The following is a 19,131-nucleotide window of genomic DNA, read 5'->3' as shown; positions in this document are numbered from 1 at the left end:
CACCTAAAACCGGGCCTGGGCCTCGGTCAGTGCAGTGCGCAGGATCTGGTTGATGCGCTCGAATTCGTCGGGGCCGGCGATCAGGGGCGGCGAGAGCTGAATGACGGGCTCGCCCCGATCGTCGGCACGGCAGATCAGCCCCAGATCGAGAAGGCGGTTGGTGAGAAACCCCCGCAGCAGCGATTCGGCTTCCTCCTCGGTGAACGATTCCCGGGTGTCCCGGTCCTTCACCAGCTCGATGCCGTAGAAGTAGCCCATGCCCCGGATCTCCCCGACAATCGGCAGATCGGCCAGGTCTTCGAGGGCGGCCTGGAAGGGGCCCTCATTGGCTTGCACGTGGTGAAGCAGGTGCTCCTTCTCGAATATGTCGAGGTTGGCCATGGCCACCGCGCAGCTCACCGGATGCCCGGCAAAGGTGAACCCGTGCAGGAATGATTCGTCGGTGCCCACGAACGGCTCGGCGAGGCGGTCGGTGGCGATCATGGCCCCCAACGGCGCATAGCCCGATGTCATGCCCTTGGCACAGGTGATGATGTCGGGGACGTAGTCGAGCCGCTCGGAGCCGAACATGCTGCCCAGGCGGCCGAACGCGCAGATGACCTCGTCGGACACCAGCAGGACTCCGTATCGATCGCAGATCTCGCGGAGGCGGGCGAAGTACCCGTCGGGTGGCACGAAGCACCCGCCGGAGTTCTGCACCGGCTCCACGAACACCGCGGCCACCGTCTCGGGGCCGGCTCGCAGGATGGCCTGCTCGATGTCGTCGGCGCAGGCCAGCGTGCAGGCGTCGCAGCTAGCGCACAGCTGGCAGCGATAGCGGTTGGTGTTGGCGGCGTGGAACGCGCCGGGCACGAGGGGCTCAAAGGGCTCGCGAATGGACTCCAGCCCCGTGATAGACAGTGCGCCCAAAGACGTACCGTGGTACGAGAGATCGCGGCTGACCACCTTGTGCCGCTCGGGCTGGCCGATCACCTTGAAGTACTGGCGGGCGAGCTTCCAGGCCGACTCCACTGCTTCCGAACCGCCCGTGGTGAAGAACACCCGGTTGAGATCGCCGGGTGTGAACGAGGCCAGGCGAGCGGCCAGCTCCACCGCGCTGGGATGGGCGTAGGTCCAGATCGGGAAGTAGCCGAGCTGCGATGCCTGGCGCCCGGCAGCCTCGGCCAGCTCTTCGCGTCCGTGTCCCACTTGGGAGACGAACAGGCCGGCCAAGCCGTCGAGGTATCGGTTGCCCTTGGCGTCCCAGACGTAGCACCCGTCGCCTCGCTCCATGACCCTCATGCGGTCGACGGCGCTGCCCAGACTGCTGAAGTGGCCCCACAAGTGGCGGTCGGCCAACGCGACCAAATCGTCGTGCTGCATCTATAGCGCCCTCTGCTCCGATCGGTGAATACCGATTTAACACCAGAATGGCCACTTGTGCAACCGATTCGGTTGTGATTTTTAATTCCACAACTAGTTTTTACCGAAACAGGGGCTTGATTGTGCGGGTTTGGTGCTGCAATATGAGCAATGCAACAACGAGAGCGGGGGTAGCACGACCATGCTGACGGACAACTACATCAATGGGAAGTTCCAGCCGGCCATTGAGGGGGCGACCGACGAGGTGGTGAATCCGGCCACCGGGAAAGTTATCGGTGAGGTGGCGTCCAGCTCGGCGGCTGACGTGGACGCCGCGGTCCAAGCGGCGGCCGCGGCCTTCCCCGAATGGTCGGCCAAAACCCCCCGGGTGCGCAGCGAGCTCCTCCACAAGGTGGCCGACATCGTGGAGGAGAACGTGGCCGAGCTGTCCGAGCTCGAGTGCGAGAACGTGGGCAAGCCGGTGTCGATCATCGAGTTCGAAATGGATCAGCTGTGCGACAACTGGCGGTTCTTCGCCTCCGCGGGGCGCTTCCTCGACGGCAAGGCCGCTGGTGAATATCTCGAGGGCTACACCTCGATGGTGCGCCGCGACCCCATCGGGGTGGTGGGCTCCATCGCCCCGTGGAACTATCCGCTGTTCATGGCCACGTGGAAGCTCGGCCCGCCGCTGGCGGTAGGCAACACCGTGGTGCTGAAGCCCTCCGAGCTCACCCCCTATACCACTTTGCGACTGGCCGAGTTGCTCGCCGACGTGCTTCCCCCGGGAGTCCTCAACGTGGTGTGCGGCCAGGGCCAAGCCGCCGGCGTGCCGCTGGTGCAGCACCCCGATGTGGCCATGGTGTCGCTCACCGGGTCGGTGGCCGCCGGAAAGTCGGTGGCCCAAGAGGCGTCGGACTCGCTCAAGAGGGTTCATCTCGAACTCGGCGGGAAGGCGCCGGTGATCGTGTTCGACGATGCCGACATCGAGGCGGTGGTGGCCAATTTGCGCGACAACAGCTTCTACAACACCGGCCAAGACTGCACCGCGCCGTGCCGGGTGATCGCCGGGGCCAAAGTGCACGACGATTTCGTGGCCCAGCTCACCGATGCTGCCGGCTCGGTGGTCACCGGCGACCCCACCGACGAGGACACCGAAATGGGTCCACTGGTGTCCGACGTCCAACTGGGCCGGGTGTCGGGGTACGTCGACCGGGCGGCCGAGGCCGGTGCCGAGATCACCATCGGGGGCGGCCCGCGCGACAGCGAGGGCTACTTCTACCAGCCCTCGGTGGTGGTCGGAGTGGACCAGGCGTCGGAGATCGTGCAGCGGGAAGTGTTCGGCCCGGTCATCACCGTGCAGGCAGTACCCGATGAGGAGACCGCGCTGGCCTGGGCCAACGACTGCGACTACGGGCTGGCCGCCAGCGTGTGGACCAACGACGTGGGCCGGGCCATGCGCATGGCCAAGGGACTACGGTTCGGCACGGTGTGGGTGAACGACCACATCCCGATCATCTCGGAGATGCCCCACGGCGGCTTCAAGCAGTCGGGCTACGGCAAGGACATGTCGCTCTACGCCCTCGACCACTACACCGAGCTCAAGCACGTCATGGTGAAGCACTGAGCTCGGCTATGCCCTTGATGCAAGCAGTGGCAAAGTTGCCTTAGGCAGAGCGAGATGACCGCGAAGAGCTGGGCGCCGCAGGCACTGGCTGCCGCAAAGCCGGCGGTGTTCTGGTCGGACAACGGCGAGGCCCCAGCACCTGCTCCAGCGTTGGCCGGGGAAGTCGATGCCGACTTGGCAGTTATCGGCGGTGGATTTTCCGGACTGTGGACCGCGCTTCAGGCGATGGAGGATCGACCCTGCCTTCGAGTGGTCGTGCTGGAGGCCGAGCAGTGCGGCTTCGGGGCCAGCTCTCGAAACGGCGGATTCTGCGACTCGTCGCTGACCCACGGGCTGGCCAATGGCATCTCCCATTGGCCCGACGAAGTCGAGACACTGGTTCGGTTGGGGCGGGAGAACCTGGCCGGGTTGGCCGCCAGCCTGACGAAATTCGGGATTGATGCCGACTTCCGCCCCAGCGCCGAGATCGGAGTGGCCACCGAACCTTGGCATATGGACTCTCTGGCCGAGGAAATCCACCACCATCGGGCTTACGGCGAAGACGTCGACCTGCTCGATGCCGAGCAGATAAGGGCTCGGGTAAGCTCTCCCACCTACATAGGCGGGATGATCCGCCGCAATGACATTGCCCTCGTGGACCCGGCCCGGTTGGGGTGGGGGCTGCGGGGGGCAGTTGAGGCGCTGGGAGGGGTCGTGTGCGATAACTCTCGGGCTGTTTCCGTGGAGCGCGAGGGCAACCGCGTCGTGATTCGCACGCCAGCCGGGCGGGTACGGGCCGATAAAGCGGTGATGGCTGTGAATGCCTATCCGGGTCCGGTCCGGCGTCCCCGCCGCTACCTGGTCCCGGTGTACGACCACGTACTGATGACCGAGCCGTTGTCGGCTGAGCAGATGGCCTCGGTGGGATGGGCCGAGCGGGAGGGCATGGGCGATGTGTCGAACCTCTTCCACTACTACCGACTGTCTGCCGATGATCGGATTCTGTGGGGCGGCTACGACGCCACCTATCACTTCAACAACGGTTTGGACGCCCGCCACGACCAGAGCGAAGCAAGCCATCAGCGGCTCGCAGAACACTTCTTTCAGACGTTTCCCCAGCTTGAAGGGCTTTCGTTCAGCCACCGCTGGGGCGGTCCTATCGGTGCCACAACCCGATTCTCTGCTGCCTGGGGCATCGCGCTCAAAGGTCGCTTGGCATGGGTTGCGGGTTATACCGGCCTCGGGGTGGGGGCCAGCCGGTTCGGGGCCCGGGTGGCCCTCGACCTGGTGTACGGCCACCAAACCGAGCGCACCGAGCTCCAGATGGTGCGCAAACCCCCCGTGCCGTTCCCTCCAGAGCCCGCCCGCTGGGCCAGCATCCAGCTCACCCGAAAGGCCCTCCAGAGGGCAGATCGGCGAGAGGGCAAGCGGGGTGCCTGGCTGAGCCTGCTCGATCGGTTCGGGGTGGGGTTCGACTCTTGAGCGACCGCTATAGGGATTGTTCGTTTTGGCACGACACCTGTCCTGGTTCGTTTGAGCCCCGCTTCCCGCTAACCGGTGATGCCGACGTCGACGTTGCCATCGTGGGCGGGGGCTATACCGGGCTGTGGACCGCCTACTACCTCCTGGCCATCGACCCGTCGATGCGGGTGACGGTGATCGAACGCGACATCGTGGGCTTCGGCGCGTCGGGTCGCAACGGGGGCTGGTGCGTGGGAGAGCTGGCCGCCGGGCCCAAGCGGCACGAGGCCGTGGCCGGCAACGATGCGGCCCGCCGGTTTCTCCACGCGCTGCACGATGCGGTCGACGAGGTGGGGCGGGTGGCCGAGCGGGAGGGGATCGACTGCCACTACGCCAAAGGCGGCGCCATCCGCCTGGCCCGCAACCGGGCCCACCTCATCCGCCAGCGGGAGCAGGTCGAGTTCTTCCAGGGTGCTTACGGGCTGACCGACCACGACATGCGGATGCTCGGCGCCGACGAGGCCCGCGCCCATTTGGCCGCCACCGGGGTGGTGGGCGGCATGTTCTTCGCCCACGCCGCGGCCCTCCACCCAGCTCGGCTGGTTCGGGGACTCGGCGATGCGGTTGAGCGCTTGGGCGGCAAGATTGTCGAGGGCACGGCCGCCACCGCCATAGAGCCCGGCCGAGTCACCACCGACCAGGGAGTTGTCAAGGCCGAGGTCGTGGTACGAGCCCTAGAGGGCTACACCGGCACATTGGAGGGGGACCGCCGGACATTGGCCCCGCTGTATTCGCTGATGGTGGCTACCGAGCCCATCGACGATGTGCTCTGGGAAAAGATCGGATTGGGCCACCGGCAGACGTTTACCGATGACCGGTTCATGGTCATCTACGGCCAGCGGACCGCCGACGGTCGGGTCGCGTTCGGAGGACGGGGAGCGCCCTACAACTTCGGATCCAGAATTGTCAGTTCGGTGGAACAGAGGTCCCGCACCCACGACCGGATCATCAAGACCCTGGTCGAATTGCTCCCCATGCTCTCTGATGTGGCCATCACCCACCGCTGGGGCGGTGTGCTGGGCGTGCCCCGCGACTGGTTCCCCTCGGTCGGCTTCGATCGGGACAATGGCATGGCCTGGGGCGGTGGCTACGTCGGCGAAGGGGTGGCTGCCGCCAACCTGGCCGGGCGGACCCTGGCCGAGCTGATCACCGAGACCGACTCTCCCCGCACCGACCTGCCCTGGGTGGGACACCGGTCCCGGCGATGGGAGCCCGAGCCGCTCCGGTGGCTGGGCATCAACGGAGCGTTGAGGATCATGGGCATCGCCGACCGCACAGAGGCACTAACCGGCAGAAGATCCCGGCTGGCCCGGATGATGCAACGGCTGCTCAGCTGAATGGCCGCCAATCCAGCAGGTCGACGGCGACGTTCGACAGTTTGCTCACTGTCCTTGCTCGACGTCGGCGGAGTACTCGATGGCCACCTCGGGCTCGGGCGACCGCAGCAGCAGCGACTCGATCCCGAAAGTGGGCGCCGCGAACATCGCGGCCATGCAAGAAACCAGTCCGTGGGCCACTTCATGGCCGTTCATGATTCCGGTGCGGAACCCTTGGCGCTGCCAGTGGGGAATGGCCGCTTCGAATGCCTCCGGGGTGAATGAGTTGGCGAATTCGGTGGGCATGGTGGGCCCGAGGATGACGGTGACAAACCGGCGAGTTCCCAGTGTCTCAGTTCGCCATCCCTCCATGGTCGCCTCCAAGGCTCGCTTGGAGGCGGCGTAGGGAACCAGCGAGTGGCGGGGCATCTCAGTGGAGTCGGAAGACACCGCGGCCACCACTGCGTCCTCGCTGAGATGGGGCAGGGCGGCCTTGATTATCAGGTTCGGTCCGAACGTGTTGACTCCGAACACCGCCTGCCAGTCCTCTTGAGTCAACTCGGCCATCGGCGCCATGGGCGACATGCCCGAGGTATAGACGATGCCGTCGAGGCCGCCGAGCACGCTGGCGGCCTCGGCCACCCCCTGCTCGATGCTGGCAGGGTCGAGGGCGTTGATGACCACCACATGGCCCCCTCCGGCTTCGGCTACCGCTTCGTCCAGCACGTCGCGGCGGCGGGCGGCGAACGCAACGTGAGCGCCGTTGCGCTGAAGCGCGATGGCGGTAGCCCGGCCCAAGCCCGACGAGGCCCCTACCACCAGGATCTTGCGCTCACTAAGGGCTTCCATCTGCTCCTTCTTCTCCTAGGGCACCCGTCAGCCAATCCTGCCAAAGGGGTCCATCCCGCTCGGCGGCCTCGGTCCCGTCGGCTCCGTAGAGGTACAGCCACACCGACGCCCCGGCGTGCTCGCCAAATGACTCCACCGCCACAAAGGCGGTGCCCGGTGCGGGCTCATCAAGCAGAAGGGCGATCCGGTAGGGTCCGGCTTCCACCACCGTGCCAGCCAGCGGGGGAGCATCGGGCGAGTTGGCTTCGATCCGCTCGCCCACCCCCGGGGCCGACGAGATACCCAGTGCGGTTGTGAGCCCGGCCCATTGCTCATCACGGGAGCTGGTTCCCATGGCGGTGGGCAGCACCGAGACGGCCGTCTGCCCTCCGAAGTGCTCCAAGTGCAGCCCGAGGTTGGACATGAACAAGCCCCAGCCCTCCACCATGGCGTCATATTGGGCGTCCCATTCCTCGCCTTGGCCGAAGCCGGAGTTCACCAGCCGCACCTTGCACCGGTCTTCGCCTGCGGGCTCCACCGTCCATTCGAACTCCAGTCCGTCCACTCCCTCACCGCCGTCGAAGCAAATTCGCCGAGGCGGTTCCCACACCGCCACCCGACCGGGAATCTGCATCTCCGGCCCCGGTCCAAACGAAGCCATGGCCGCACCACCGGCCCGCTCCTCCACCGTATGGGGCACGTACCACGAGGAGATTCCTGGCCCCGTGGCCACCGCCCGCCACACCTCCTCCGGCGCCCCCGCTACCGCTACTTCCAACTCAATCGATCGCTCTGTTGACATGGCCCCACCCTAGGGGCGATGAGGTGGTCCTATTCGGGCTGAGGAGGTTTCTGCTGTTTTTTCTCTCGCACTCTGAGTCCCTCTCGATAGAGAAGGCCAATGCCGCAGGCGATGGCGAATAGCAACAGCAAAATCCACCCCACCGGGGTGAAATTGTCGCCCACGGTCTCGTTCGCTGATGTTGCCCAAATGGCAAGCCAAGTGGTTCCTGAGAAACCACTGACCGCACCAATGGCCAGGAGCATCACGTCAAATGGTCTCCACATGGATCGGACAGTACACGCCGGGTTCTAGTTGGTAGGGGAGCGATCTCTGCTCGTGCGCATAATCGACCGTTGGTAGATTTCTTTCGATGGGGTTGACCGAGGCGCAGCGGGCGAGCTGGGAGGAGAACGGGTTCTTCATTGAGCGGGGGTTTGCCGACCGGGCGGTCACCGACGCCATGATCGACCGGATTGTCGAGATCGCCCAGGCCGAAGTGTCTGGCGAGCAACGGCCCGACCTGTTCATCACCCCCGACAAGACCAACAAGGAGCCGGCAACCCCGACCGACAACGAACAGGTGGTCCTCATGGATCCCGGCGTTACGAGCCGAGAAGATCTCTTCGACCCCAGCGGCTACTGCAATTGTCCCCTGGGCGATCACCTCTCCGGCGTCCAGGCCATAGATCCGGTCGCTGATCGACATCACCAGCGGCATGTCGTGCTCGATCAACAGCACCGACGCGTCGAGTTCCCGGCGCACCCCGTGCAACAGCGGCACCAGGGCCTCGGCTTCCCGTTGGGCCACCCCGGCGGTGGGCTCGTCGAGACAGAGCAGGTGGGATCCGCCTGCCACCAAACAGGCCAGCTCTACGATCCGCCGGGTGCCGGTGGACAGCTCGGCGACAAACTTGTCGGCGTAGTCGCCGAGTCCGAAGAAGCCGATCAGGTCGTCAGCCGCCCTGACCTGTCGCCGTTCGCGGCGAACACCGGGAGGCAGAGCCAGGGCCGCAGGCCAGAACCGAGTGGGCAGGCGCCGCTCCAGCGCCACCTGCACCGTCTCTCGCACGGTGAGATCGGGGAACAGGGTGGCGGCCTGGAAGGCCCGTCCCAGGCGATGCCGGTGGCGGCGATGAGCGGCCAGCCGGCTCACTTCGGTCCCGTAGATCTCCACTCGGCCGTTGGCGGGAGTCAAGCCGCCCACCCCGTTCATGAACGAGGTCTTGCCACGACCGATTGAACCCGGCCGGTGATCGAGTTCAATGAGCACTCCTTCGCCCGCTGGGACTCCGAAACGCACTGCTGGGCCGTCGACCCCGGCCAATGCCAACTGGTGGTGGCCGCCTCATCCACCGACCTTCGCTCGGAACTGGCCATCGAGATTTGATCATGTGGTTGTTACCGTAATTTTAATATAATTTCATTGATTGACAGTCTAATAAGCGACGGGTAGGGTTCCGGCGTGGGAACCTTTGCACTGCCCATTCGAGTTGCTGGCATGGACGGCGGGGAGTCCAGGGAGATCGAGGCGATCGTTGACACTGGTGCCGCTTACACCACCCTGCCCGGCCGGTTGCTACGCGATATGGGAGTGGCGCCCATTGGCCAACGCCGATTTCTGTTGGCCGACGGCCGACGGGCAGTCATGGAATACGGGCGAGCATGGGTGACGGTGGAGGGGGAAAGAGAAGTGACCCTGGTGGTATTCGGCGAGGACGAAGGCCCGGTACTGCTGGGGGCCTACACCCTTGAGGGCCTAGCCCTCGCGGTCGACCCGGTCGAACAGCGGCTGGTTCCCACCCAGCTCATCTTGTATCGACTCGCCAGCTGACGATTAGCTGATATCAGCCTCCAGGGTATGAATTTGGCGCTCCAAAAGCTGCGCTGTGCCCACCGGTCCGAATACGGCGAGCGCGCCGTTCCCTCCGGTCATGGCCAAGTGGGTGGTGATCACGTCGTTGAGATCGCAGATGTGGTCGCTATGCAGATGTGTGATCAGAACCGCGGCCAGGAAGGGGGGACATCGACCCGCCTCCGGCCATGCGCATGACCACTCCTTGGCCGGCATCCACCAGACGGCATCGCCGCGGGACTCAGAAACACCGGCTAGGGAACTCCAGCCTCCGCTTGCGAGTCAATTTGGTCAATTGGAGGGGTAGGAGGGCAAATCTTCGCTGCCTGGCACGAGCTATTCGACGACACCGGTCGCTGGCTCACCGAGTCGGCGGCATGAGCGGAGGCTGGCCGAGTCGGCTGAAGAGCGAATCTGTCACCGAGTCCCAGTAGTGTCGTCGCCGGTCGCGGCTCCGTACCAAGCCGTCCGAGCATCCATCACCGGGCGAGGTGCGGCATGGGATCATTCCCAAGGGAGGCCAATCGCAGGCTCCCATTTGGTGCCCGCGAAGGAGGATTTGTGTCTGCTGTCAATGGAGACGGGCGAGTTTGGTCGGTGTACAGAGGAGACGCCCTCAACGCCTATCCAGTCTGGCCATCTCCATCGGCCATTGTCTCTGATGGTGCCTACGGGGTTGGTGGATTCCCCGGCGACCCGCGGACCCCAGAAGATCTGGCCGAATGGTACGCATCCCACCTTGCCCCAGCGGTTGGATAACCTGCCTGGCCATGAAGTTCAAAGCAATAGTAGGTGCGCTGGCAGGGCTGATAGTTGTGGTGTTTTCTGGAGGGGTAGCTGCGGCGCAGACTGTAGAAGAGGTAAGAGAGCGGGACCAGCTGATAGCCGAACAGGAGTCTTTGTTGAACACTTACCGCTGTCTATTCGGGGTGGACACCTCGGCAGTATCCGGCGGTTGTGCTGGCCGCAAGGTAAAGCAAGGGCCAGTCCTGCCAGGCGACTTTGAGGGTACGCCCACTGCCGACGATATCTCAGTTCGCGACCAGCTGATCGTCAACCAAGAATCTCTATTAAACATCTATCGCTGCCAATTTGAAGTAGACACCCAACTGGTTCCCGACGGCTGTGCTGACCAGCTTGGATCCGATTCCCGACCTCCGAGGACAAACCCAGTCGCTTACACCGCGGTGTCAGCGGGCTTTCACCACTCATGCGGGCTACGAGCTGATAAGTCAATCGTTTGTTGGGGAAGGAACCAGTGGGGCCAAGCCGTTGCCCCTGATGGGAAATTCACAGTGCTGTCGGCTGGCTATGACGATACTTGCGCCATAAGGGTCGACGAGACAATTGTCTGCTGGGGGGAAGACACCGCGGGCATCTCGAATGCCCCTAGGGGGCGGTTCACCGACGTGTCAACTAGTTCCTGGCATTCGTGCGGGATAAGCACCGATCAGGCCGCTGTCTGCTGGCACAACAATCCTTGGGGCCAATCTGATTCCCCAGAGGGGAAATTTGTCGCCATAGTCGCTGGCACAGAGCATTCATGCGGGATAAGGGTTGACCAGACAATTGCCTGCTGGGGCAAAAACGACATGGGGCAGTCTGATCCGCCCGCTGGTATGTTCATCGATGTAACTGCTGGAAGCTCCTATACGTGTGGTCTGAAAGCCGATCAGTCGATCATCTGCTGGGGTAGTCACTCGTGGGGCCAGCTTGCTGCGCCAGCTGGGAAGTTCGTCTCCCTATCAGCAGGTGAAAGTCATGCATGCGGGGTCAGGACCGACCAAACCATCAGCTGTTGGGGTGACAGCTTCGATGATGGAGATGTACCGGCCGGGAAGTACACCTCAGTGAGTTCAGGAGTCGCGCATTCCTGCGGGGTCAAGGTCGATCAGACCGTCGTCTGCTGGGGCGACAATAGATTCAACGACTATGGCCAATCAGACGTGCCTGGACCTTGATTTCCGATTAGGGGATTGACGCCAGGCTTCGTGAAGGGCCTTCGTGACGAGTTGCATCATTTCCCGGGCCACCATGGGAGCGGCGTTCTGGTTCTGGCCGGTGACCAGGTTGCCGTCGACCACCCAGTGGTTGGCAAAGGTGTCGCGGAACCGGGTGGTGCTCTCAAAGATGGCCCCAGCTCGGCGCAGTTCGGTCTCGGGATGATAGGGAGTGCTCTCGATGCCGAGTTCGTGTACCTGCTTGTCGGTCACCCCGGTCACCCGCCGGTCCTTCACCAGCGGCTCACCGTTGGCACCTTTGGCCCGCAGTAGGCCGAGCGGTCCGTGGCAGACGCCGCCGATCACCCGGCCGAGCTGATTGGCCTCGGTGACTTGGGTGCCGAGGTCCTCCGAGAAGCCGAAGTCGAAGGCCGCCCCCCATCCTCCAGCCAAGTACACGATGTCGTAGTCGGCCATGTCGAGATCGCCGATGGCCAGCGACTCGGTGACCTTCTGGCGTAGGTCGTCATCGGCCATGAACCGGTCGTCGGCCTCGGTGCGGATCACCGGCTTCAGCGACTGGGGTTCGACGGGGATCTCGCCGCCGGACGGGCTGGCCACGTGTACCTCCATGCCGGCGTCCAAGAAGGCGTAGTAGGGCACGGTCATCTCGCTGGAGAACACTCCGGTGGGCTTGCCGATGTCGAGCATGCCGTGGTTGGTGGCCACCACCAGGGCCCGAAGGCCGCTGAGGTCTGCCTCAAAGCGCCGGCCGTCTTCAGGATGCATGCCGACCCGCTGAAGTGCCTTGCGCAGCAGGCGGGCGGGAGGTGGGGGATTTTTCTTCATTGGACCCTCCGAGGGGATGCGATCGACGTAAGGCCAGGGCTGATTGCGGTCGGGAACACACCGGGTTCGTTCGGCAGCCAATTGGCCGGCGAGGTGGGCGAAGACGGCTTCGAAAGCCGGGTCGCTGGCCAGGTTCTGGGCTTCGATCGGATCGGTATCGAGGTCGTAAAGCTCCCACTGATCGGGGAGCGGCTCGAAGCGGTGGACCGGACCGGCCGGTCCGTTGGCAGCCAAGTGGCGGACGCCGGGCTCGGTCCAGGTGGCCGGATCGTCGAAGCTCCGCACGATTTTCCACAAATGGCCCGAACCGCCGGCCGCGTCGGTATCCGGCACCCGGGCCACGAGACCCTCGAAGTTGGCGGCGACGTGGGCGGGCACCTGAATGCGCAGTGGTGCCGGCGGGTTCGCCAACCGCAGCATTTGCCGAGCCGTTGCGCTCAAGTTCGAGTCGCCCTCGGGCATGTTGTCGCGGGTCAACAGATAGACCGGCCGATCAGCGTCGGGTGCCGAAGCGCCGTCCACAACCGGCATGAGATCGCGACCGGGCAGGGGATGAACCTCGGTGTGGGTCTTGCCAAGCGCCTCGGCGGTTGACTCCTGGTCGATACCGGCCGCAGCCAACAGCGTGGGTACGAAATCGACATGGGAGGTGGGGGCATCGTCGACCTGGCGGCCCCCGGTCGCCTCAGGCCCGACCCGGGCGATGGTGAACGGAATCCGGGTGGCCTCGTCGTACAGGTTGAACCACTTCTGGTGGAGCCCGCCGTGGGCTCCCAGCAGCTCGCCGTGGTCGGCCGTCCGCACCAGCACGGCGTTCTCTGATCCTTGGTCGGTGACGGCCCGGCGAACCCGGTCCAGCGGGCCGTCGACCTCGGCGTGAAGGCGGTAGTAGAGATCGCGGTAGGCCTGGGCCCGCGTCCGGTAGGCCCGGTCGATGAGAGGCGGCGGCCCGTAGCACGACAAATATGAGGCCCGAAAGGCGATTTGAGCGGCTGGCTTGGTCGAGAGGTCCTCGCCATCGGTGGGCGACGGCGGCACCGCTGGTGGATCCTCAACCCCGGCGGTGCGGGGGCTGCCCCGTCGCAGCCACCCAGGTGCGAACACGATGTCGTGGGGGTTCACGAAGCTGGCCACCAGCAAGAACGGCCGAGCGGCCTCCGGGTCGCCGGCACGGCGCCGGGCATACCGGTCTTCGAGCCAGGCCACCACCCGGTCGGCGATCAGCGGGTCGCGCACGAATCCGGTATTGGCGAAGGAAGGACCGTGGGGCTCGGGGCCGATCCATCCCGAGAACCCAAACGCATCGAGAGGGTCGGCATCGAGGTAAGTCTGGATCGCCTTCTGGTCGACGGCACCGTCGCTGTCGTTGGTGGCCAGCGCGTCGCCGGTTGCCGGGTTGAACAGATCGGCGTGGCTCATGTGCCACTTGCCCTGATAGTGGGTGTCGTAGCCCGCGGCCCGAAACCAGTGGCCCAGCGTGGGCACCTCACCAGGGCGCAGCCACCGCATCCGCGAGTCGTTCCACACTTTCCCCAAGCCATCGGTCTGGGTCACACCGTGTACGTCGGGGTACTGCCCGGTGAACAAGGTGGGCCGGCTGGGCACACAGGCCAGCGAGCCGGTGTAGTGGCGCATGAACGAGACCCCGTGGTCGTCAAACCACCGGGTGCCGACGAGGGTCTGACGACGCCATTCCCGCAGATCGTCGGACTCGTAGGGCGGCACCGCCCGCTCCTGGTCGGTCATGATCACTACCACGTCAGGGCGATCGGTCATCGGCCCGCTCCTGCGGTTTTGGTCATGTGCCGATCGAGTCCGGCGAGCATGGTCTCCGAAGCTTTGGCCAATCGCCGGGCCACAATCCCGGCGATCAACTGCTGAGGCGGTCGAGGCCCGGCGTTGACCCGGCTGGTCAGCGAAACCCGGGTCCCCCGTGTCGTTTCCCGCAACGACCAGGTGTTGGCCACCGATCGGATCACCGGCGGGAGACCTTCGATGGAGTAGGCCAGCGTTACCCCCGGCGACCAGTCGACGACCCGCTCCACCAGCGAGGAGCGGCCCACCTGCACCCGGCGCACGGTGCCGACGCCCTCAGCCTGCTCACTCATCAGACAAGAGTGTTCGACGTTGGATGTCCACCCGCTTATGGCGCCGAAGTCGGCCAGCACGGCCCACACCGCCCCCGGTTCGGCGGCTATGTCTCTGGTGCAGGTGATCTCGGCCATGGCTCTTTCGTGGTTCTCCTATTGCCAGCTCTTATTGACGGGCCATCTCGGTGCGGGCCGCAGCTTCGACATCGTCGGCTGATTGCCTGCCGAGCTCGATGACCACCTCATGGATTTCTCCGGTGAATGGGAACGAACCCTCATAGCGCTGCGAGACCGGCGAACCATGATCGAATCCGATGCTGTCGCTCAGCAGGGAAATCGACCTCATCATGAGCGGCAGCTCGGCTCGACCGCAAACACTTCCATCGATGGCGACACTCATGACCCCGCTAGTACGGCTGGTACGACGGAGGCTCACCGCCAAAGTGCTGCGGCCCTGGGGCACTGGCAGTTCGGACTCCAAGATGGTGCGATCCATGAAGGCGTTGTAGTCGACCACCAGCCGTTTGTTCTCCACAAACACCGATATCCCTGCGCTGGCGCTCCCCGAGGCCCAGATAACCCCGTCGTCTCCGTCAGCCCTGGTTATCTCCGCGGCCAAGTCCCATGCTCTTCCCCCCGGGGACGGGGAGGCCGACGACGGGATCGGCGAGATCGGCGGCCGGTACACATACCGCCGGCTGGTGGGGTGGGGCGAGCGGTCGTTCGGCCTCGCGGCGAACAGCTCGATCGTGCGGTCGTCCAGGGGGAGCACTCCGTGGCGTTCGGCCTCCTCCCACCACAGGCCAATCAGCTCTTCCAATACCTTGGGCTGATCGTCAGCCAGGTCGAAACACTCGGAGGGATCGGAGGAAAGGTCGTAGAGCTCCCATCGATCATCATCGAAGTCCTGGCCATGGATATGCCGGGTGACGGCCTTCCACCACTTGCCGTCCTGTTCGACCACTAGCGCCCGCGAGCCGAACATCTCGAAGTACTGGAGTCTGTTGGTTGCCGGGGCGGCGGCGTCGCCCAGCACCGTGGCGAACGAGTGGCCGGTGACCGGGAGCTGCTCATAGCCGTTCAACGTGTTCGGCGGCGCTATTCCCAGCAGGTCGTACAGCGTCGGTGCCAGATCGGAAACGTTGATGAACTGGTTGCGCTTGGTGCCGCACTGTTCGGCCGCGATGCCGTCGGGCCAGTGGACGATCATTGGGACGTGGACGCCGCCCTCGTGGGTGTTCTGCTTGTACCACTTGAACGGCGAGTTGCCGCACTGGGCCCATCCCCAGGGGTAGTTGGTATGGCTGTGAGGACCGCCTATTTCGTCAAGGCGCTCGATGGCCTCATCGGGGTCTTCGAGTATGCCGGTGAAGAACTTCATCTCGTGCAAGACACCGAATGGCCCACCCTCTTGGGAGGCGCCGTTGTCGGCCAGCACCACCAGGATGGAGTTGTCGAGTTGGCCGATGTCGCGCAGGCCGTCCACAAATCGCCCGATCTGGTCGTCGGTGTGGTCGAGAAAAGCGGCAAAGGCCTCTTGGAGTCGGCAGGCCAGCAGTCTCTGATTCTCCGGCAGGCTGTCCCAGGGCTCTACCCCGTCATTTCGTGGAGCCAGCTCGGTGCCCGGCGGTATCACTCCCGACTTGAGTTGCTGCTGGTACCAGCGCTGTCGTACCACGTCCCAGCCCTCGTCGTAGCGGCCGCGATACTTCTCCAGGTATGCGGGCGGGGCTTGATGGGGGGCGTGGGTGGCGCCGAAGGGCAGATAGGCAAAGAAGGGGCGGTCGGGTCGAACACCCTTGCTGTCCCGGATCATCTGGAGCAGTTGATCAACCAGGTCTTCGCTCAGGTGATAGCCGTCTTCGGGGCCCGCTGGTGGGTCGATGTGGTGGTTGTCGACTACGAGTTCCGGGTGGAACTGATCGGTCTCACCTTCCAAGAACCCGTAAAACCGGTCGAATCCCCGACCCAGGGGCCACTGGTCGAACGGGCCAGCCGCCGATGCGTCCTGGGACGGCGCCAGGTGCCACTTGCCCGCGCAGAACGTGGCGTAGCCCTCCGCTCCGAGAACCTCGGCCAGTGTGGCGGCGTGGTTGGTGATGTGGCCGAGCTGGTGGGGGAAGCCAGTGCAGTGGTTCGACACCGACCGCATTCCCACCGTGTGCTGCGAGCGGCCGGTCAGAAGCGATGCCCGGGTGGGAGAGCACAGAGGGGTGACGTGGAAGTTGGTGAACTGGAGTCCGTCGGCAGCCAGCCGGTCCACATTGGCGGTGTCGATGTCGGAGCCGTAGCAGCCGAATTGGGCGAAGCCGGTGTCATCGAGCAGCACGACGACCACGTTGGGCGCATCCTCGCCGGGGTGGGGTGGCTCCTCGAAGAACGGCTCGGAGTCGGCCAGGGTCTTGCCGATCACGCCGGGGAACGGGCGTTTGGTCGAAGGGTTAGCCATGAGCGTTGTTCTGTGCTGTGGCGACCGTGGTCAGGTCGTCGCCGATCACGATCTCGCCGGCGAAGTGCTCAGCGGCCCGGGCGATCCATTCGGGGTACTGCTCGGCGGTGGGGGCAGGCACCATGTGGGTCAATACCAGGCGCCGGGCGCCGACTCGGGCCGCGGTCTGGGCCGCCTCCACCACGCCAGAGTGATAGTCGAGGATGTCTTGGACCATGTCGTTGGGGATGAGCTCCACCAGATCCCGGCGAATCACCGTCTGCACGTAGGCATCGACGTCGGCGGCCAGAACGTCCACGCCGGTGCAGGGAAGGGTGTCGCCCACCAATGCCACCGTCGTGCCGTTGTGCTCAAGGCGGTAGCCGATGGTGGGCCTTGCCGGTGCGTGGACCGTGGCCGCGGTGGACACCTGCACGTCGTTGACCGCGAACTGATCGTCCGGCTCCACCTCGGTGACCTCCACATTCGGACCCCTGGTGAGGACATCGTGGTGCTCAATGCGGTAGCCGATGTCGGCTTCTAGAGCATGGAGTTGGCGTTCCACGAACTGGGCGGTGCCCGGTGGCCCGAACACCCGAAGCGCAACGTTGCCCTGAGTCATGATCCAGTGCGTGGTGATGACGTCGTTGAGATCGCAGATGTGATCGCTGTGCAAGTGGGTCACCAAGACGGCAGCCAAAAACGCCGGCAGCGAACCTCCCCCGGCCATGCGCATCACCACCCCTCGACCGGCGTCGACCAGGATGTGGGTGTCGCCCGCCTTCACCAGCGTGGATGGACCGGCCCGATTGGCGTCGGGCAACGGCGATCCGGTCCCCGTCAACACGATTTCCATCTCTCGCTCCTTTGCTGTGCGTGGTTCGTCTGGCTCGAGGAGCGCCGGTGGATCCTCTGGGCGGTTAAGACGTCATGCCGCCCAGGCCCACCAGGCCCCGAGCCAGCTCGATCTCGCCCATGTGGCGCAACCCGTGTTGGTAGTGCCAGCACTCGAAGGCGTCGAGCACGGTGATGCCCTGGGGGCCAGCGCACATCGCACTGTAGGTGCTGGCGATCTGGGGCGGATAGGGCGGGGCGACGATGACCCGCTCGAAATCGGCGGGATCCATGTGCTCGATGTAGGCCTCAGTCCGGTTGAACACCGCCCGCTGGTACTCCTTGAACGCCTCGAAGTCGCCGATGCGCTGGTGGATCATGTCGCTGACCGGCCGCTCCTTGCCGTGGTCGTTTATGGCCATCTGCACTCGGGCCTGCCAATCGTCATTCCAGATGGGCAGTTCACCGGAGATGCCCATGAAGGTGGCGTCCTGCATGTTGGTGTAGTGGAAGAGCGAGAACGCGATGGGCAGTACTCCTTCCCGTTCGAAGTGGTTCACGTGATGCAGCTCCATGGTGCTCACCGCTTGGTAGTAGAGCGAGTGCATGGTTCGCATGCGGCGCAAGAGCGAGTCTTGGGTGAGGTTCAGCGTGTCGACGTTGCCCATGGCGGTTTCCTGGTCGTTGGCGGCGATCATTTGCCAGTATTACCCGCAAAACTTAGGCTGTCGGCTCATGACCTCGCAACCTTCGCAGGTCCGCCTGGTGGCCTACCCCTCCGGGATTCCCGGCGACGACGTCTGGAAGATCACCCACGACTCGCCGCCCGAGTTGGGCGACGGCGAGATCGAGGTGGATGTGCAGCTGATCTCGATTGATCCGGGGATGAAGGGGTGGGCGACACCCATGCGGAGCTACATCGAACCAGTGGCCTTGGGCGACGTCATGCGGGCGTTCGGAATCGGGCCGGTGGTGCGCAGCGCCAGCAATTTCTACTCGGAAGGCGATGTGGTCTCCGGGTTCACAGGAGTGCAGACCCGTGCGGTGGTGGACTCCCGCTCCATGCGCCCGATCGACATGGCGCTCGCACCGATGGAACTTCATATGAGCGTTTTGGGCATGACCGGTTTCACCGGCTACTTCGGCATGCTGGATCTGGGGCGTCCTGAAGCCACCGATACCGTGGTGGTGTCGGCCGCGTCGGGGGCCGTTGGCAGCGTGGCGGCCCAGATCGCCAAGCGGCAGGGGGCGCGGGTTGTCGGCATCGCCGGGGGTCCGGCCAAGTGCGCCTACCTGCTCGATGAACTGGGTCTCGATGCCGCCATCGACTACAAATCGACGACCCAATCGGTGGTCGACGGATTGCGGGACGCCGCGCCCGGCGGGGTCGATGTGTACTTCGACAACGTCGGCGGCGAGATCCTCGGCGCGGTGCTGGGGCACATCAACCGACACGCCCGCATTGTGCTCTGCGGGGGAATCTCGCAGTACGGGGATATGGCCAACGCCACCGGACCCGACAACTACCTTCAGCTCATCACCAAGAGCGGTCGCATGATGGGGTTCACCATGCTCGACTACCTCCACCGCATTCCCGAGGCCGTGACCGATCTGGCCGAGTGGGCGGCTGATGGCTCGGTGAAGCATCGCCAGCACATCATCGACGGAATCGAGAGCTTCCCCGAGGGCTTCCGCATGCTGTTTCGCGGCGAAAACCACGGCAAGCTCTTGCTGCGGCCCTGACG

At 64.6% G+C, this 19,131-nt stretch carries 18 protein-coding genes and 1 pseudogene; 7 read left to right on the top strand and 12 right to left on the bottom strand.

The window, feature by feature from the left end; genetic code table 11:
* Window positions 1-3 precede the first annotated feature (3 nt).
* On the bottom strand, window positions 4-1,362 hold the full coding sequence (locus tag OXG30_03030) for an aspartate aminotransferase family protein (GenBank protein ID MCY4133874.1): 1,359 nt from the start codon (window positions 1,360-1,362) through the stop codon (window positions 4-6).
* A 181-nt stretch (window positions 1,363-1,543) separates the two neighbouring features.
* Here OXG30_03030 and OXG30_03025 point away from each other — a divergent pair, with 181 nt between their 5' ends.
* From OXG30_03025 to OXG30_03015, 3 genes are read left to right on the top strand one after another with little or no spacing between them, the layout of a single operon-like run.
* Window positions 1,544-2,965 (top strand): gamma-aminobutyraldehyde dehydrogenase, encoded by a 1,422-nt coding sequence (locus OXG30_03025; GenBank protein MCY4133873.1) that lies wholly within the window; start codon window positions 1,544-1,546, stop codon window positions 2,963-2,965.
* A 54-nt stretch (window positions 2,966-3,019) separates the two neighbouring features.
* On the top strand, window positions 3,020-4,426 hold the full coding sequence (locus OXG30_03020) for an FAD-binding oxidoreductase (GenBank protein MCY4133872.1): 1,407 nt from the start codon (window positions 3,020-3,022) through the stop codon (window positions 4,424-4,426).
* Window positions 4,423-5,802 (top strand): FAD-binding oxidoreductase, encoded by a 1,380-nt coding sequence (locus OXG30_03015; GenBank protein MCY4133871.1) that lies wholly within the window; start codon window positions 4,423-4,425, stop codon window positions 5,800-5,802. Before OXG30_03020 ends, OXG30_03015 begins: the two co-directional genes overlap by 4 nt.
* 45 nt (window positions 5,803-5,847) lie before the next feature.
* On the opposite strand, the gene OXG30_03010 is transcribed toward OXG30_03015, so the two are convergent.
* The 4 genes from OXG30_03010 to OXG30_02995 are packed head-to-tail and all read right to left on the bottom strand — an operon-like array spanning window position 5,848 to window position 8,663.
* Window positions 5,848-6,630: an SDR family NAD(P)-dependent oxidoreductase gene (locus tag OXG30_03010; GenBank protein MCY4133870.1), complete on the bottom strand. Its 783-nt coding sequence runs from the start codon at window positions 6,628-6,630 to the stop codon at window positions 5,848-5,850.
* Entirely contained in the window at window positions 6,617-7,411 is a 795-nt protein-coding gene (locus OXG30_03005) for an SRPBCC domain-containing protein (GenBank protein MCY4133869.1), read from the bottom strand. The genes OXG30_03010 and OXG30_03005 overlap by 14 nt, the downstream gene beginning before the upstream one ends.
* A gap of 29 nt (window positions 7,412-7,440) precedes the next feature.
* A complete protein-coding gene (locus OXG30_03000) occupies window positions 7,441-7,656 on the bottom strand; it encodes a hypothetical protein (GenBank protein MCY4133868.1) in 216 nt (71 codons plus the stop codon).
* Entirely contained in the window at window positions 7,656-8,663 is a 1,008-nt protein-coding gene (locus OXG30_02995; protein MCY4133867.1) for an ATP-binding cassette domain-containing protein, read from the bottom strand. The genes OXG30_03000 and OXG30_02995 overlap by 1 nt, the downstream gene beginning before the upstream one ends.
* Between OXG30_02995 and OXG30_02990 the strand changes: the two genes are divergently transcribed.
* The gene (locus OXG30_02990) at window positions 8,643-8,780 is read left to right on the top strand and encodes a hypothetical protein (protein ID MCY4133866.1); all 138 of its coding nucleotides are present in this window, start codon (window positions 8,643-8,645) and stop codon (window positions 8,778-8,780) included. The genes OXG30_02995 and OXG30_02990 overlap by 21 nt on opposite strands.
* Window positions 8,781-8,855: 75 nt before the next feature.
* On the top strand, window positions 8,856-9,224 hold the full coding sequence (locus tag OXG30_02985; GenBank protein ID MCY4133865.1) for an aspartyl protease family protein: 369 nt from the start codon (window positions 8,856-8,858) through the stop codon (window positions 9,222-9,224).
* Window positions 9,225-9,227: 3 nt separating this feature from the next.
* Here OXG30_02985 and OXG30_02980 read toward each other — a convergent pair whose 3' ends face one another.
* A complete protein-coding gene (locus OXG30_02980; protein ID MCY4133864.1) occupies window positions 9,228-9,461 on the bottom strand; it encodes an MBL fold metallo-hydrolase in 234 nt (77 codons plus the stop codon).
* Window positions 9,462-10,015: 554 nt separating this feature from the next.
* Here OXG30_02980 and OXG30_02975 point away from each other — a divergent pair.
* Window positions 10,016-11,206: a hypothetical protein gene (locus OXG30_02975; protein ID MCY4133863.1), complete on the top strand. Its 1,191-nt coding sequence runs from the start codon at window positions 10,016-10,018 to the stop codon at window positions 11,204-11,206.
* Here the strand turns inward: OXG30_02975 and OXG30_02970 are convergent.
* The 6 genes and pseudogenes from OXG30_02970 to OXG30_02945 all read right to left on the bottom strand — a co-directional run bounded on the left by OXG30_02970 (window position 11,186) and on the right by OXG30_02945 (window position 18,084).
* On the bottom strand, window positions 11,186-11,896 hold the full coding sequence (locus OXG30_02970; GenBank protein ID MCY4133862.1) for a type 1 glutamine amidotransferase domain-containing protein: 711 nt from the start codon (window positions 11,894-11,896) through the stop codon (window positions 11,186-11,188). The two genes, OXG30_02975 and OXG30_02970, sit on opposite strands and share 21 nt — an antisense overlap.
* A gap of 150 nt (window positions 11,897-12,046) precedes the next feature.
* A pseudogene (locus OXG30_02965) lies at window positions 12,047-13,810 on the bottom strand (sulfatase-like hydrolase/transferase).
* Window positions 13,807-14,259 carry an SRPBCC family protein gene (locus OXG30_02960; protein ID MCY4133861.1) on the bottom strand — a complete coding sequence of 151 codons (453 nt, stop codon included), beginning with the start codon at window positions 14,257-14,259 and terminating at the stop codon, window positions 13,807-13,809. Before OXG30_02960 ends, OXG30_02965 begins: the two are co-directional and overlap by 4 nt.
* Before the next feature lie 31 nt (window positions 14,260-14,290).
* On the bottom strand, window positions 14,291-16,573 hold the full coding sequence (locus OXG30_02955; GenBank protein ID MCY4133860.1) for an arylsulfatase: 2,283 nt from the start codon (window positions 16,571-16,573) through the stop codon (window positions 14,291-14,293).
* The gene (locus OXG30_02950) at window positions 16,566-17,408 is read right to left on the bottom strand and encodes an MBL fold metallo-hydrolase (GenBank protein ID MCY4133859.1); all 843 of its coding nucleotides are present in this window, start codon (window positions 17,406-17,408) and stop codon (window positions 16,566-16,568) included. The genes OXG30_02955 and OXG30_02950 overlap by 8 nt, the downstream gene beginning before the upstream one ends.
* 64 nt (window positions 17,409-17,472) lie before the next feature.
* Entirely contained in the window at window positions 17,473-18,084 is a 612-nt protein-coding gene (locus OXG30_02945) for a DinB family protein (GenBank protein ID MCY4133858.1), read from the bottom strand.
* Window positions 18,085-18,121: 37 nt separating this feature from the next.
* On the opposite strand from OXG30_02945, the gene OXG30_02940 reads away from it, so the two are divergent.
* Window positions 18,122-19,129, top strand: a complete 1,008-nt coding sequence (locus tag OXG30_02940; protein ID MCY4133857.1) for an NADP-dependent oxidoreductase — start codon at window positions 18,122-18,124, stop codon at window positions 19,127-19,129.
* Window positions 19,130-19,131: the final 2 nt, after the last annotated feature.

It is taken from the genome of bacterium (assembly GCA_026708015.1).
In the GTDB taxonomy this organism is placed as follows: Bacteria; Actinomycetota; Acidimicrobiia; order Acidimicrobiales; family Bin134; genus Poriferisocius.
This window is presented reverse-complemented; position numbering and strand designations above follow the sequence as displayed.